The 16,467-nt window shown below is 36.3% G+C and carries 13 protein-coding genes; 12 read left to right on the top strand and 1 reads right to left on the bottom strand.

The genetic code is table 11. From position 1 onward, the window contains the following. Positions 1 to 184 precede the first annotated feature (184 nt). The 4 genes from clpX to yihA all read left to right on the top strand — a co-directional run bounded on the left by clpX (position 185) and on the right by yihA (position 6,579). The gene (gene clpX, locus GMB29_RS20525; RefSeq protein ID WP_136351956.1) at positions 185 to 1,450 is read left to right on the top strand and encodes an ATP-dependent protease ATP-binding subunit ClpX; all 1,266 of its coding nucleotides are present in this window, start codon (positions 185 to 187) and stop codon (positions 1,448 to 1,450) included. A gap of 355 nt (positions 1,451 to 1,805) precedes the next feature. Next, on the top strand, positions 1,806 to 3,485 hold the full coding sequence (lonB, locus tag GMB29_RS20520; RefSeq protein ID WP_136351955.1) for an ATP-dependent protease LonB: 1,680 nt from the start codon (positions 1,806 to 1,808) through the stop codon (positions 3,483 to 3,485). Between the two features lie 188 nt (positions 3,486 to 3,673). Next, a complete protein-coding gene (lon, locus tag GMB29_RS20515) occupies positions 3,674 to 5,998 on the top strand; it encodes an endopeptidase La (protein ID WP_136351954.1) in 2,325 nt (774 codons plus the stop codon). Further along, positions 5,995 to 6,579, top strand: a complete 585-nt coding sequence (gene yihA, locus GMB29_RS20510) for a ribosome biogenesis GTP-binding protein YihA/YsxC (protein WP_136351953.1) — start codon at positions 5,995 to 5,997, stop codon at positions 6,577 to 6,579. Before lon ends, yihA begins: the two co-directional genes overlap by 4 nt. Positions 6,580 to 6,711: 132 nt before the next feature. On the opposite strand, the gene GMB29_RS20505 is transcribed toward yihA, so the two are convergent. Then, positions 6,712 to 7,200: a LiaI-LiaF-like domain-containing protein gene (locus GMB29_RS20505; RefSeq protein ID WP_136351952.1), complete on the bottom strand. Its 489-nt coding sequence runs from the start codon at positions 7,198 to 7,200 to the stop codon at positions 6,712 to 6,714. Positions 7,201 to 7,474: 274 nt separating this feature from the next. Between GMB29_RS20505 and hemA the strand changes: the two genes are divergently transcribed. The 8 genes from hemA to ysxE all read left to right on the top strand — a co-directional run bounded on the left by hemA (position 7,475) and on the right by ysxE (position 16,374). Next, positions 7,475 to 8,833, top strand: a complete 1,359-nt coding sequence (hemA, locus tag GMB29_RS20500) for a glutamyl-tRNA reductase (RefSeq protein WP_136351951.1) — start codon at positions 7,475 to 7,477, stop codon at positions 8,831 to 8,833. A 19-nt stretch (positions 8,834 to 8,852) separates the two neighbouring features. Then, a complete protein-coding gene (locus GMB29_RS20495) occupies positions 8,853 to 9,683 on the top strand; it encodes a cytochrome C assembly family protein (RefSeq protein WP_136351950.1) in 831 nt (276 codons plus the stop codon). Between the two features lie 31 nt (positions 9,684 to 9,714). Beyond that, positions 9,715 to 10,647 carry a hydroxymethylbilane synthase gene (gene hemC / locus GMB29_RS20490; RefSeq protein ID WP_136351949.1) on the top strand — a complete coding sequence of 311 codons (933 nt, stop codon included), beginning with the start codon at positions 9,715 to 9,717 and terminating at the stop codon, positions 10,645 to 10,647. Then, positions 10,647 to 11,432, top strand: coding sequence for a uroporphyrinogen-III synthase (locus GMB29_RS20485; RefSeq protein WP_136351948.1), 786 nt, complete (start codon positions 10,647 to 10,649; stop codon positions 11,430 to 11,432). The genes hemC and GMB29_RS20485 overlap by 1 nt, the downstream gene beginning before the upstream one ends. A gap of 13 nt (positions 11,433 to 11,445) precedes the next feature. Next, positions 11,446 to 12,432: a porphobilinogen synthase gene (gene hemB, locus GMB29_RS20480; RefSeq protein ID WP_136351947.1), complete on the top strand. Its 987-nt coding sequence runs from the start codon at positions 11,446 to 11,448 to the stop codon at positions 12,430 to 12,432. Positions 12,433 to 12,470: 38 nt separating this feature from the next. Then, the gene (hemL, locus tag GMB29_RS20475) at positions 12,471 to 13,757 is read left to right on the top strand and encodes a glutamate-1-semialdehyde 2,1-aminomutase (RefSeq protein WP_136351946.1); all 1,287 of its coding nucleotides are present in this window, start codon (positions 12,471 to 12,473) and stop codon (positions 13,755 to 13,757) included. A gap of 253 nt (positions 13,758 to 14,010) precedes the next feature. Beyond that, complete coding sequence (gene spoVID, locus GMB29_RS20470) at positions 14,011 to 15,195, top strand: stage VI sporulation protein D (RefSeq protein ID WP_168733781.1); 1,185 nt, start codon at positions 14,011 to 14,013, stop codon at positions 15,193 to 15,195. A gap of 147 nt (positions 15,196 to 15,342) precedes the next feature. Continuing rightward, entirely contained in the window at positions 15,343 to 16,374 is a 1,032-nt protein-coding gene (ysxE, locus tag GMB29_RS20465) for a spore coat protein YsxE (RefSeq protein WP_136351944.1), read from the top strand. Positions 16,375 to 16,467 lie beyond the last annotated feature (93 nt).

Raw genomic sequence — 16,467 nt, 5'->3', positions numbered from 1 at the left:
ATTATTACCTATCAATGCATGACTTATGGTAAAATGCAATACATACCTATATTTACATTCAATTTTTTTACATTCTTGTAAAGAATGACACCTGCCTACTATGTAAATTGGTTAGGAAGAGATACATTTTTATCGGGTGGGGTAGAATCATTTTGATTGAGATAAAGATATAAGGGGTGAAACAATGTTTAAATTTAACGACGAAAAAGGACAATTAAAATGTTCATTTTGTGGTAAAACCCAAGATCAGGTTCGAAAGTTAGTTGCAGGACCAGGTGTATACATATGTGATGAGTGTATTGAGCTTTGTACTGAGATTGTTGAAGAAGAGCTTGGTACGGAAGAAGAAGTTGAATTTAAAGATGTTCCAAAACCAAAAGAAATTAATGAAATATTAGATGAATATGTTATTGGGCAGGATCAAGCAAAGAAATCTTTAGCTGTTGCAGTATACAATCACTATAAACGTATAAATTCAAACAGTAAGATTGATGATGTAGAGCTTTCAAAAAGTAACATTGCAATGATTGGGCCAACAGGTAGTGGTAAAACATTACTAGCGCAAACGTTAGCTCGTATTTTAAATGTGCCATTTGCGATTGCAGATGCAACTTCTTTAACTGAAGCTGGTTATGTTGGAGAAGATGTGGAAAATATTCTTTTAAAGCTTATTCAAGCAGCTGACTATGATGTTGAAAAAGCAGAAAAAGGAATTATTTACATCGACGAAATTGATAAAGTTGCACGTAAATCCGAGAACCCATCAATCACACGTGATGTTTCAGGAGAAGGTGTACAGCAAGCATTACTTAAAATACTTGAAGGTACAGTAGCCAGCGTTCCTCCACAAGGTGGAAGAAAGCATCCACATCAAGAGTTTATTCAAATTGATACTACAAATATCTTATTTATCTGTGGTGGTGCGTTTGATGGAATTGAACAAATTATTAAACGCCGTCTAGGTAAAAAAGTAATAGGATTTGGCTCAGACAATAAAAATGCAGATTTAGATAAAAAGGCCCTTCTTTCAAAGGTATTACCGGAAGATTTATTAAAATTTGGATTAATTCCAGAATTTATCGGCCGTTTACCAGTTATTGCGAGTTTGGAGCCTTTAGATGAAGATGCATTGGTAGAAATCTTAACAAAACCTAAAAATGCTCTTGTTAAACAATATCAAAAAATGCTTGATTTAGATGGAGTAGAACTTGAATTTGAAGAGGATGCTCTTCAAGAAATCGCGAAAAAAGCCATCGAGAGAAAAACTGGTGCTCGTGGTCTTCGCTCAATCATTGAAGGCATTATGCTTGATATGATGTTTGATCTACCATCTAGAGAAGATATTGTTAAAACAATTATTACTGGTGATGCAGTGACAGGTAAAACACCACCTAAGCTTGTCTTAAATGATGGTACTGTCGTCCAGGAAGATAAAAAAACTTCTGCATAATGTTTTAAAACGATGATTAAAGTATGGAAGAAGCTGATGTAAAAGTCGGCTTCTTTTTTGTGTCTATCCTATTAACCATCTATTCTTACTAACGTATACATCGGATAGATTCTAATAAAGAAAACATGTTTATTCCTGTTAAACCTCGGAGATACTAGCTATAAATAACCGCTTCATACAATAAGTACCACGAAATATTTTGCTAAAAGCAGCAAAGGTAAGCTAATGCTTGCCTTTTGTCAGCTATAAGTGAGAAGAATCTCTTTTTTATACATAGGCCATGTCCATGTTCATCTAATCATCGTGAACACATGGTTCACAAGTAGCGGTAATCACCTTAGCAGGAGGGACTACAATGAGTTGGACAAGTATCGCTTTGTTTATTCAATTGTTTTTTGGCATTATTATCGGGATGTACTTCTTGAATTTATTAAAAAGCCAAAGAACTCAAAAAATCTCAATTGACCGTGAATCAAAAAAAGAAATGGAACAACTCAGGAAAATGAGATCTATTAGGTTAACGGAACCTTTGGCAGAAAAGGTAAGACCAAAGAGCTTCCAGGATATAGTTGGGCAAGAAGATGGAATTCGTTCCTTGCGAGCCGCATTATGTGGAGCAAATCCACAGCATGTCATTATATATGGGCCGCCAGGTGTAGGGAAAACAGCTGCTGCAAGGCTGGTATTAGAGGAAGCAAAGCGAAATCAAAAATCACCATTCAAGGAAAACGCTGTTTTTGTAGAGTTAGATGCAACAACAGCACGATTTGACGAAAGAGGTATTGCTGATCCTCTTATTGGTTCTGTTCATGACCCGATCTACCAAGGTGCAGGGGCAATGGGACAGGCTGGAATTCCCCAACCAAAACAAGGGGCTGTTACACATGCTCATGGTGGAGTATTATTTATCGATGAAATTGGTGAACTGCATCCTATTCAAATGAATAAATTGTTAAAGGTACTTGAAGATCGTAAAGTATTTTTAGAAAGCGCGTATTATAATGAAGAAAATATTCAAATTCCAACACATATTCATGATATTTTCAAAAATGGCCTGCCAGCTGATTTTCGTCTTGTTGGAGCAACAACAAGAACACCAAATGAAATTCCTCCGGCCATCCGTTCACGATGTCTTGAAGTTTTCTTTAGGGATTTAGAACAGGACGAATTATCAATTGTTGCAAGAAAAGCAGCTAATAAAGTGGAAATGAAAGTAAGTGATGAAGGAATAAATGTTTTAACATCATACGTTCGGAATGGCCGTGAAGTTGTAAACCTAATGCAAATTGCAACAGGTACTGCCTTGTCAGAAGACAGAAAAGAAATAACTGTACAGGATATTGAATGGGTAATTCATTCTAGTCAATTAACACCAAGATATGAGAAAAAAATTAATAATAAGGCAAAGGTTGGCTTAGTTAATGGTCTCGCGGTATACGGCCCAAATTCCGGCGCTCTTTTAGAAATTGAAGTTACCATTATTTCTGCAGAGAAAGATAAAGGGAAAATTAATATTACAGGTATAGTAGAAGAAGAAAGTATTGGCGATCGCTCAAAATCTATTAGAAGAAAAAGTATGGCTAAGGGCTCAATCGAAAATGTCATCACTGTTTTAAGGTCAATGGGAATAAATGCAGGTGATTATGATATACATGTTAATTTCCCAGGTGGCACGCCAATAGATGGACCATCAGCAGGTATCGCAATGGCCACGGGAATCTTCTCAGCCATTCATAGAATTCCAGTTGATAATTATGTAGCAATGACAGGTGAAATAAGTATTCACGGCAATGTAAAGCCAATTGGAGGAGTCATACCAAAAATTAAAGCTGCTAAAAAAGCTGGGGCAAAAACAGTGATTATTCCAAAGGAAAATATGCAATCAATCTTAAAGGATATTGAAGGAATTAAGATTATTCCTGTCACTAATTTACAAGAAGTATTTGATATTGCGCTTGTGAATCCGCCGACAGAGAAAAGTAATCCTTTGTTGCAGAAAAATACCCAAGTTTTTCCGCAACAGGAATCAGTATAACAAGGGGATAGCCCCCTAGTCCTAACTTAAATCTGGGGACAGCCTCCTATAGAGTATATTGCTTAAGTAATCAGTAAATACTTTTTAGGGGTCAGTCCCCTTTTAGTGTTCTTACAAATAGACACTTGTAAAAGAATAAGATAGAATTGAACAAAGAACGATCTATTATGTCATGGAGGTGTAAGAGCATGGCGAAATCAAATACTCTAATCGTACCCCTCCTACCGTTACGAGGCTTGCTAGTATATCCAACGATGGTACTACACCTTGATGTAGGAAGAGAAAAATCTGTTCAGGCGTTAGAAAAAGCAATGATGGAAGATAACACCATCTTTTTAACGACTCAAAAAGAGATTGCGATAGATGAGCCAAATAAAGAAGACATATATGAAATTGGAACTTTAACGAAGATAAAGCAAATGTTAAAATTACCTAACGGAACGATTCGTGTACTTGTCGAAGGCTTAGAACGCGGAGAAATCCAGGGTTTTGTAGAGGAAGATGACTATTTTTCTGTTGAAGTAAAAATGATTGAAGACCCAGTTGAAAAAAGTATTGAAGAAGAGGCATTGATGAGAACAATGCTTGAATACTTTGAGCAATACATAAAACTTTCAAAAAAGGTTTCTGCAGAAACATATGCCACAGTGTCTGATATAAACGAACCAGGGAGAATGGCAGATATTATAGCATCTCACTTGCCGTTAAAACTGAAAGAAAAGCAAGAAGTCCTCGAAACATTGGATGTCAAAGATCGGCTAAATAAAGTGATCTCAATCATCCATAATGAAAGAGAAGTACTTCAGCTGGAAAAAAAGATCGGTCAGCGTGTGAAACGTTCGATGGAACGTACACAAAAAGAATATTATCTTCGCGAGCAAATGAAAGCTATTCAAAAAGAGCTTGGTGATAAAGAAGGAAAAACCGGTGAAGTTTCATCCATTCAAGATCGTATTGAACAAGCAGGTATGCCTGATAATATAAAAACACTTGCTTTAAAAGAATTAGATCGCTATGAAAAGATACCTTCCAGCTCAGCTGAAAGTGCCGTTATCCGGAATTATATTGAATGGCTTCTTTCCCTGCCGTGGTCGAATGCTACAGAAGACCGGTTAGATATCAATATAGCTGAAGAAATACTGAACGAAGAACATTATGGACTAGAAAAAGTAAAAGAACGTGTATTAGAATACTTAGCTGTTCAACAATTAACGAAATCCTTAAAAGGACCAATTCTTTGTTTAGCTGGACCTCCAGGTGTTGGTAAAACTTCATTAGCACGTTCTGTTGCGAAATCTTTAAATCGCCATTTTGTCCGAATTTCACTTGGTGGAGTAAGAGATGAATCAGAAATACGTGGCCATCGACGTACATATGTAGGGGCGATGCCGGGGCGAATTATCCAAGGGATGAAAAAGGCAGGTACGATCAACCCGGTCTTTTTATTAGATGAAATTGATAAAATGTCTAGTGATTTCAGAGGTGATCCTTCAGCTGCTTTACTTGAAGTATTAGATCCAGAGCAAAATCATACCTTTAGTGATCATTATATTGAAGAAACCTATGATCTCTCAAAAGTTATGTTTATTGCAACGGCAAACAATCTGGCTACAATTCCTGGACCGCTTCGTGATCGAATGGAAATCATTAATATTGCTGGCTATACAGAACTAGAAAAAGTTCATATTGGGAAAGAACATCTATTACCGAAGCAATTGCAGGAACATGGTCTTAAAAAATCACATTTGCAAATTCGTGACGATGCCTTGCAAAGTATTATTCGTTATTATACGAGAGAAGCTGGTGTGCGTGGTTTAGAACGTCAGCTTGCAACCGTTTGTCGAAAGGCTGCAAGGCTAATCGTGAAAGAATCTCGGAAAAAAATAATCATTACCGATAAAAACCTTGAAGAATTCCTTGGTAAACATCGTTTTAGATACGGACAGGCTGAACTAGAAGATCAAATTGGCGTTGTAACTGGTTTAGCCTATACGACAGTTGGCGGGGATACTTTATCGATCGAAGTATCTGTTGCTCCTGGAAAAGGGAAGCTAATTCTGACTGGTAAGTTAGGTGACGTGATGAAGGAATCTGCCCAAGCTGCTTTTAGCTATATTCGTTCAAGAGCACAGGAGCTTCACATTGACCCAGAATTCCATGAAAAGAATGATATTCATATCCATGTTCCTGAAGGTGCTGTGCCGAAGGATGGACCATCTGCAGGGATTACAATGGCAACAGCTTTAGTCTCAGCGTTAACAGGCAGACCTGTTCGCAAAGAAGTTGGAATGACAGGAGAAATCACTCTTCGCGGAAGGGTCCTGCCAATTGGCGGCTTAAAGGAAAAAACACTAAGTGCCCACCGTGCAGGGTTAAAGAAAATCATTGCACCTAAGGAAAATGAAAAGGATTTAGATGATATTCCAGAAAGTGTTCGCAATGAGCTCACCTTTGTTCTTGTATCTCATCTAGATGAAGTATTAAAACATGCATTAGCAGAGGAGCAAAAATGAAAGTAACTAGTTCAGAAATCGTAATAAGTGCAGTTAGACCTAATCAATACCCTGCTGAAGATATCCCTGAGATAGCTTTAGCAGGTCGTTCAAATGTAGGAAAGTCATCATTTATTAATAAAATGCTTGCGAGGAAAAATCTTGCTAGAACTTCTTCAAAGCCCGGTAAAACACAAACGTTGAATTTTTATATCATTAATGAAAAGCTGCATTTTGTTGACGTACCAGGTTATGGCTATGCAAAGGTAAGTAAGAAAGAGCGTGAAGCCTGGGGGAAAATGATTGAGACATATATAACATCTCGTGAACAATTGCGGGCAGTTGTTTTATTAATTGATGTTCGTCATCCACCAACACAAGATGATGTGTTAATGTACGGATTTTTAAAGCATTATGGCATTCCTGTGATTATTGTTGCAACAAAAGCAGACAAAATTCCAAAAAGTAAATGGCAAAAGCATGTAAAAGTTATAAAAGAGAAATTAAATATGGAAAAGACTGATGCATTCGTTTTATTTTCATCTGAAACCGGACAAGGAAAAGATGAGGCATGGAAGATCATTCACCATTATACATCATAAAAAATGATGGACGTGAGGTTCTTAAATCAATAAAATCGTATTATCATATAAAAAAGACTGACAAGGAAGTTATTTTCCTATGTCAGTCTTTTGCGTTTTCTGTTAAAAAAATGAGATTGTTAACATACGCGGTTATTTTTTTCTTTTCATAAACAATAGAAAGGCGCCAATAAAAATTAACAAGAATGGCCAATAGGTTTCGAGAATATGTACACCGCTTTTTAACATCGTTAATGATCCAATGATCTTCTGAAAAAAGTGTAGAAATAGGCCAATCGCAAGTATCATCAACCCTTGTGCATATCCTGATTTTGTTTTCATCGAAGTCAATAGTAACCCTGCTGCTAAAATAAAGAGAAAAGCAGCAGGATGATCGGGCCAGTTTGGTAGTTTCGAAAGAAATATAAAGTGAAAACCCAGACCAGCTAAAATAATCCCTGGTAAAATAGCAGAATTATCTTTGTCGAAATGGCCGCTAATTAAGTAGGCAGCACCTAAAAGAATAAGGAACACCTGCCAACTATTTTGATTTTCAAATAAATGAATATTTAATTTTTGGAAAGAATAATAAATACCAATACCTATGAAAATCATTCCGGGTAATAACGATATTTTTTTCATCTGTTCACCTCTTAAAAATAAAAACTATATTTAAAATGTCACAGCAATCCAATCACTTGATAAACAGCCTAATATTTGCTATTGTACAAAGAGAATATCATGATGGATCATGTCATATATTGTAGGTATAATAGACCAACAATGACTTTATTAAATCTAATTTATCATAACACAGAGTTTCAATCACTGTTCACATTTTATGAAGTGATGATTTTCGGACCGTGTTATAATATTACTAAAAGGGATCTTTGCATGTGGGGGTGTAAAGGGGAAAATGCATATACTTGTTGTCGGCTTAAATTATAAAACAGCCCCTGTTGAAATTCGTGAAAAGCTTTCGTTTCAACCGAACGAGCTATCTGATGCGATGAAACAGTTAAAAGACCAAAAAAGCATACTTGAAAACGTGATTGTGTCAACATGTAATCGTACTGAGATTTATGCGGTTGTCGACCAACTTCATACAGGACGTTATTATATCAAAGCGTTTTTAGCAAAATGGTTTGGACTGGAAAAAGATGAGATATCACCTTATTTATTTATTTATGAACAAGATGGTGCAATGGAGCACTTATATAAAGTTGCGTGCGGATTGGACTCGATGATTCTTGGAGAAACGCAAATTTTAGGACAAGTACGCTCTAGCTTTTTGCTATCACAAGATAACCACACTGTTGGTACAATCTTCAATCAATTATTTAAGCAAGTTATAACTTTAGCAAAGCGCTCTCATTCAGAAACAGATATTGGGGCAAATGCTGTTTCAGTAAGCTATGCTGCTGTAGAATTAGCTAAGAAAATCTTCGGTGATTTAAAATCGAAGCATGTTCTTATTTTAGGTGCTGGAAAGATGGGCGAGCTAGCAGCTAAAAACCTGCAAGGAAGCGGCGTTGGCAAAGTTACTGTTATGAATAGGACCCTTCAAAAGGCCGAAGAGCTGGCTCATCGTTTTGATGGAAAAGCTAAATCTATGAATGAGCTTCAATGTGGTCTAGTGGAAGCGGATATCATAATAAGTTCAACAAGCTCAAAAGACTTTGTCATTACAAAGGAAATGATGTCACTTGTTGAGAAAATGAGAAAGGGTCGTCCATTATTTATGGTCGATATTGCAGTTCCTCGTGATTTAGATCCATCTCTTGCTGAATTAGATAGCGTATTTTTATATGATATCGATGATTTACAAGGAATTGTTGAAGCAAACTTGAAGGAGCGGAGAATTGCAGCTGAAAAAATAGAACTTATGATTGAAGCTGAAATTATTCAATTTAAACAATGGATTAATACACTAGGGGTTGTTCCAGTCATATCTGCTCTTCGCCAAAAAGCATTAAACATCCAAGCTGAGACGATGGAGAGCATCGAACGTAAAATGCCAAATTTAACTGAACGTGAGCGAAAGTTACTTAGCAAGCATACGAAGAGTATCATAAATCAGCTGCTAAAAGATCCTATTTTGAAAGTTAAAGAGCTTTCGGCCGGAGAAAATGCTGATGATTCTTTAGATTTGTTTATGAAAATCTTTAACATTGAAAAAGCTGTTGAAGAACAAGTGCAAAAAGAGAGAGCGGAAAAGCTATCATTCACATCAAATGAGCAACTTTCCAATTATCGTGCTTCACTTCAATCGTAAGTGAGAGGACCTCAACAATATGGAAATGAGTTTAACGAGAATCAATGAAGTAGCAATTATACTTTATGCGATATGTGTACTTTTATATTTTATAGATTTTCTTCATATCAACCGGAAGGCGAAACGAGCTGCCTTCTGGTTGCTTTCTATTGTTTGGCTTTTACAAACAATTTTTTTATTTGCTCGTATGTTCCAAACAGGCAGATTCCCTGTCTTAAATGTTTTTGAAGGATTATATTTTTACACATGGGTATTAGTAACCTTATCTGTTGTTTTAAATAAATTCTTGCGGGCAGAATTTATTATCTTTTTCACAAATGTGATTGGCTTTATCATGATGTCATTACATACATTTGCACCAACTCAATATGTTTCAGCAGCGGTTTCAAGTCAGCTTGTTTCAGAACTGTTATTGATTCATATTACAATGGCCATCCTTTCATATGGAGCTTTTTCACTATCATTTGTTTTTTCTATTCTTTATACGTTCCAATACAATCTATTAAAAAAGAAAAAATGGGGAAAACGGCTTTTACGAATTGAGGACCTATCTAAACTTGATCATATGTCATATGTTTTAAATGTGATTGGTGTACCAATGCTTCTATTAAGCCTTATTTTGGGTAGTATTTGGGCATACATAAAGCTAGATACATTTTTCTGGTATGATACAAAGGTTTTTGGTTCTATTATGGTCATGCTTGTTTACAGCATATATTTATATATGAGAATTGTTAAAGAATGGCAAGGTAAATCAGTCGCTTTATTAAATATTGCGTCATTTCTCGTATTATTAATTAATTTTTTCTTGTTTGGCAGCTTGTCAAGATTTCATTTTTGGGGTTCATGATTACATCTTTTAGTGGTAGTAGGAGGATAACATGCGAAAAATTATTGTAGGTTCAAGACGTAGTAAACTTGCGTTAACACAAACGAACTGGGTAATCGACCAACTAAAATCATTTGGTTTACCATATGAATTTGAGATAAAGGAAATTGTAACAAAGGGTGATCGTATTTTAGATGTAACCTTATCAAAAGTTGGTGGAAAGGGCCTTTTCGTTAAGGAGATCGAACAGGCTATGCTTGATGGCGAAATTGACATGGCTGTCCATAGTATGAAGGATATGCCTGGAGTCCTTCCGGATGGCTTGACGATCGGCTGTGTCCCTAAACGTGAAGACTATCGGGATGTGTTAATCTCAAAGGATCATAAAAAGCTTTCTGAGCTACCAAAAGGTGCTGTCATCGGTACTAGCAGCTTAAGAAGAAGTGCACAGCTGTTAATTGAGCGACAAGACATTGAAATCAAATGGATTAGAGGTAATATTGACACTCGACTGGAAAAGCTGAAAACAGAAGATTATGATGCCATTATTTTAGCTGCTGCAGGCTTATCGAGAATGGGTTGGAGCAAAGATGTTGTTACGGAATTTTTGGAGCCTGAAATATGTCTGCCTGCTGTTGGACAGGGTGCATTAGCAATCGAGTGCCGTGAAGATGATCAGGAGTTACTTGACCTATTAGCAAAATTTACTGATGCTGCAACACAAATGGCAGTAACAGCAGAGCGAACGTTCCTAACTAAAATGGAGGGTGGCTGCCAAGTGCCTATTGCTGGTTTTGCAAAAGTCAATGAACATAAAGAAATCACTTTTACAGGCTTAATTGCTTCACCAGATGGAACAGAAATATATAAACAGCAACTTACTGGAAAAGACCCAATCGTATTAGGTGAAGACGTTTCAACAATATTAACTGAGCAAGGAGCAAAGTCACTAATCGACAGGGTGAAAGCGGAGTTAGATTCTTAATGGAAACTGTAGAAAGTCCTTTAAAAGGGAAGCGGGTTTTAATCACAAGGGCTAAGCAGCAAGCCAAAGAGTTTGTAGACAGAATAGAAAAAGCAGGTGGAATCCCCATCACTGCACCACTATTGGAAATCAAAGCAAATAATACTAATTGCCAAGAAATTCAAGGTGCTCTAGAAAATATAAAAAACTACGATTGCATCGTATTTACTAGCGCAAATGGCGTTACTTTTTTTAAAGAGTACCTAGATTTATGGAGGATTCCTTATTCATCACTTGATCATTTAATTGCAGCTTCCGTTGGTAGGAAAACGAGTAAGCAAATGCAAACGATTGGGGTAACCGTTTCGATTATTCCTGAGGAATATGTTGCTGAAAAATTAACAGAAAGTATTTCAGAACACCTTCCAGCAAAATCGAGAATCTTAGTTATACGTGGAAATCTTGCACGGCCGGCACTTGTTACTGGATTAAAAAACTGTGGGTACGACGTAACGGATTTAGTGGTATATGAAACAATACATAATTTAGATGAAGCTGAAAAACTAAGAAACTATGTACTTCAAAAGCAACTTGATTTTATTACTTTTACAAGCTCTTCAACAGTTGACAGCTTTATGAAAATTCTTAATTCTGAGGAATTACGAGAGAGTTTACAAAATGTAACCTTTATTTGTATAGGACCCATCACAAATAAAACATTATTGGAATACGGTTTCAAGGGTTTCATACCAGCTTCCTATACGATTGAAGATATGGTAAAGCTTATGACCGAATTGATTAAATGAGGAGGATATTTCAGTGGATATTCAATTTGATAGACATCGTCGCTTACGCAGCAGTGCAAATATGCGAGCAATGCTCCGCGAGAACCATATACGAGTAGAGGATTTTATCTATCCAATATTCATTGTGGAAGGAGAAAATACAAAGAACGAAGTTTCATCAATGCCAGGAGTTTTTCAATTTTCATTAGATTTATTAAATAAGGAAGTTGAAGAAGTTGTATCTTTAGGTATCAAGTCAGTAATCTTATTCGGTGTTCCAAATCAAGAGGATAAAGATGAAGTTGGAACAGGTGCTTTTCATGATCATGGCATTGTTCAAAGAGCAACTAGACAAGTAAAAGAAGCTTTCCCAGATCTCTTAGTCATTGCCGATACATGCTTATGTGAATATACAGACCACGGTCATTGTGGAATTGTTGAATATGGAAAAATACTTAATGACCCTTCACTTGAGTTATTAGCTAAAACTGCAGTAAGCCAAGCAAAAGCTGGGGCAGATATTATAGCACCTTCTAATATGATGGACGGATTTGTGACAGCGATACGCCAAGGGTTGGACGAAGCTGGCTTTGAACATATTCCGATTATGTCCTATGCCGTTAAATATGCAAGTGCATTTTACGGTCCATTTCGGGATGCTGCACAAAGTACACCTCAATTTGGTGATCGAAAAACCTACCAAATGGATCCGGCTAATCGCGAGGAAGCATTACGAGAAGCACAATCTGACCTTGATGAAGGAGCAGATTTTATTATTGTGAAACCTGCATTATCTTATTTGGACATCATGCGTGATGTGAAAAATCAGTTTAATGTACCAATTGTTGCTTATAATGTAAGTGGAGAATATGCAATGATCAAAGCAGCTGCTGCAAATGGCTGGGTAGATGAAAAGGCCATTGTGATGGAAATGCTAGTTAGTATGAAACGAGCTGGCGCAGATATCATCTTAACATACTTCGCTAAAGATGCTGCACGCTGGTTAAAAGATGAACAATAGTCTTAAAATCATAACGAATGTGAGGAAGGGGAAAGAGAATGAGAAGCTATGTAAATAGTGAGAAAGCATTTAAAGAAGCGCAGTCGTTAATGCCAGGAGGCGTAAATAGTCCTGTTCGTGCATTTAAATCTGTCGGCATGAACCCAATCGTAATGGATCATGGGAAAGGCTCTAAAATTTACGATATTGATGGTAATGAATATATCGATTATGTCTTATCGTGGGGGCCGCTCATTCATGGACATTCACATGATTCAATCGTTGAAGCTCTAAAAAAAGTTGTTGAATCGGGGACAAGCTTTGGCGCTCCAACGGTCATTGAAAATGAATTAGCAAAGCTTGTCATTGAGCGTGTGCCATCAATTGAGATCGTCCGTATGGTAAATTCAGGTACAGAAGCGACAATGAGTGCGTTGCGATTGGCGCGCGGGTATACTGGCCGTAATAAGATCGTGAAATTTGAGGGCTGTTACCATGGACATGGAGACTCTTTATTAATTAAAGCAGGTTCAGGTGTGGCAACGTTAGGATTACCTGATAGCCCCGGTGTTCCAGAAGGGATAGCTAAAAATACGATTACAGTCCCTTATAATGATCTTGAAAGCATTCGTTATGCATTTGAGCAATTTGGTGAGGATATAGCAGGTGTTATTGTTGAGCCGGTTGCTGGAAATATGGGTGTTGTCCCACCACAGCCAGGCTTTTTAGAGGGCTTGCGTGAAGTAACAGAGAAGTACGGTGCCCTTCTTATCTTTGATGAGGTTATGACTGGTTTCCGTGTTGACTACGGTTGTGCCCAAGAATACTTTGGTGTGACTCCAGATCTAACATGCTTAGGTAAAGTAATCGGTGGCGGACTTCCTGTAGGTGCTTACGGTGGTAAAGCAGAAATTATGCAACAAATAGCTCCAAGCGGACCAATTTATCAAGCAGGAACATTATCAGGTAACCCGCTGGCAATGACTGCTGGATATGAAACGTTAAAGCTGCTAACAAGAGATTCTTATAAAGAATTCAGACGCAAGGCAGATCGTCTTGAAGAAGGTTTATCAAACGCTGCGAATGAATTTGAAATCCCACATACCATTAACAGAGCTGGTTCGATGATAGGATTCTTCTTTACAAATGAATCTGTCATAAACTATGAAAAAGCAAAAACTTCAAATCTTGAATATTTTGCGAGTTACTATAGAAGTATGGCAAATGAAGGGGTTTTCTTGCCTCCATCACAATTTGAAGGGTTGTTCTTATCAACTGCACATACTGATGAGGACATTGATTTTACAATTGAGGCAGCTCGAAAAGCGTTTGCTGCGTTGAAATAATAGTTGGAAAATGCCTAACACAATGAGAGTGTTAGGCATTTTTTGTATTTTTGGAATACATTTTAATTATGTATAGTAAAAATAAATGAACAAACGTTTTAGTCAGAAACAGATAGTTAAATCCTGTGTGAAAGTAAGGAAAATGTACAATTAATTAGGCCAGCAACAAAATATCAATCATAATTCCAAGGATTCCTTCATACATCTGTAATGTCATAGTAATTTATTAGGCTATTTGAAAGGAGGAAATATTTTGTCTCAGGAACAACAACAATTACGCTTTTCTGTTGAAGAATCGGTTTGGTTTCAAAAAGGACAGGAAGTATCTGAACTTTTATCCATTTCTTTAGATCCTGATATCTCAATTCATGAGCATGAACAGTATATTTCAATTCGAGGTGCACTTTTACTTACAGGTGAATACAAAATAGATACCATTGCGGATGTGCAGGATCAATTTGAATATGCAAATGTACGGTATGTAAATGAAGTGACAACGCGTGAAGATGGTGTTAGTGAGATAAATCACCGTTTTCCAGTAGATATTACAATTCCAAATAATCGAATCGAGAATTTAGAGGAAGTATATGTTTCAATTGAATCGTTTGATTATGAAATTCCAGAAGTGAAATGTTTAAAGCTAATAGCTGATTTGTCAATTAGCGGTATTACAAATGAGCAAATTCAACCAGTTGCACCACCAGAAGTAGAAACTCAAGAGGAAGAAACATTTGAAGCACTTTACAGGGCTCCGCAGCAACAATCATTTGATGAAGAAAAAGAACAAACATTTCAATTTCAGCAGAACTCGACAAATCCTTTCTCTTCTTTTTATCAAGAGCAGTCTGAAGAAGACGTGGACAAATTATCAACTGATGCTTCTAAGATAGAGCAAGATATTCGTGCAGAAGAAAACTCAGTTGAAGAAATAATTGAACCTGCTCAAGAAGAGAAAGTTGAAGTGACGAATGAAAGTAATGAAGTAAATCAAGAAGTAAATCAAGAAATAAATAAAGAAGAAGTTGTAGTGAATGAAAAACAGCAAGAAGAACTATATGAACCGTTTATAGTTGAGGTTAGAAAAGAAGAACAAATGACAGAAGACCCTCAGCCTCAGGAAGTACATTATTCATTCTTCTCGAAATCCGAAGAGCTTGAGAGTACTAATCCACAAGAAGCAAAAGATAAAGAGGTTGTCAGAGAAGATCATAATGAGAAAGATGCACATTATTTAACAAGTCTTTTTGCCCGCGATGGAGAAGAGGATTTCTCTCGGTTAAAAATGTGTATTGTCCAACAAGGAGAAACGATTGAACTAATCAGTGAACGGTATGATATTTCGGTGCAACAAATTCTTCGTGTTAATAATTTTAATGCAGATCAAGATGTGTATGAAGGACAAATCCTTTATATCCCTGCATATTCAACAAGTAAGTAATAAGCGATGAACCATTCTTAAAAAGCAGCAGGGGAACCTTTTCCTCGGCTGTTTTTTGAATATGATAAGTTGATTAGGTATTCGTATTACTTTTTTATAACCATAAGCTTTCTTAGACTACTTAGTTGGATCTGAGGTGTCTCAACAGTGGCAATACAAGTTGATAAAATGAAGCCATTATTAAGTCAATATGATATTCAACCTGAATATATAGAGGAAATAAGCCAAAAGACAATAAAGGTTTATGCAAATACTGGCACGTATGTGCTGAAAAAGCTTACAAATAAAGGTAACCCTTCTTTTATTGATACATTATCAACCTTATCACAACAAAAATACTCCAGTTATGTACCAATCGTGAAAAATAGAAACCAGCAATTTATTTCGTATCATAATGGTGAGTACTATTATCTGATGCCTTGGCTTGTTAATGAAACAGAGGATGAGCTTGATGCACGCCATCAATATTTATTTAAAGAGATTGCCAAAATGCATAGTCGTACGGAAAAAGAAATAAAACTAAACGGGCAAGAAGCCAAATTACATTATGAAACATTATCAAAGAGATGGGATGAAACAAAGTTATTTTATGAATCATTTGTTGATCAATGTGAACAAAGACTATATCTTTCTCCGTTTGAATTACAAGCAGTCACTTATTTTATTGAAGTAAGTCGTGCTATAGATTTCTCTAGAAAAAATTTAGAAGAATGGTCAGAGAAAATGGAAGAAAAGGAGAAAACAAGAATTGTCTTAAATCATGGCAAGATATCTGCCCATCACTTTTTATATGATGAGAATGGTTCAGGACGATTAACTAATTTTGAACAAGCAAAATATGGTGCACCAATTGATGATTTCCTTCTGTTTTTGAATCGAACAGCAAAAACCTTTCCAACTCAATGTGATGACTGTATAAACTGGTTTTATACGTACCAGAAGATCTATCCTTATACTGAGGCAGAAATGCAATTATTTTTAAGCTATTTGGCTTATCCGGACAAAATATGCCGTGTCATTAAGAGCTATGTACGTAAAGGTAAAAATCAATCTGAACAAGAAAGCAATAAACAATTAGTGAAAGCATATTGGCATTTTAAAAACATCGAATACTTTGTTATGAAGATTCATGAAATTGAAGAGAAAAAAAAATTGCAAGCAGAAACGGCTAGTAATTAGCAGAAACAAAAATCATGTCAGACCACTCTTTTAAGAGGTCTGACATTTCTTTTTAATAATGAAATGATCTTAATTGTTCTAGCGTGTATGAAG

This window comes from Metabacillus sediminilitoris (assembly GCF_009720625.1).
GTDB lineage: Bacteria > Bacillota > Bacilli > Bacillales > Bacillaceae > Metabacillus > Metabacillus sediminilitoris.
The sequence above is the reverse complement of the archived record's forward strand: the minus strand, read 5'-3'. Positions and strand labels throughout refer to the sequence as shown.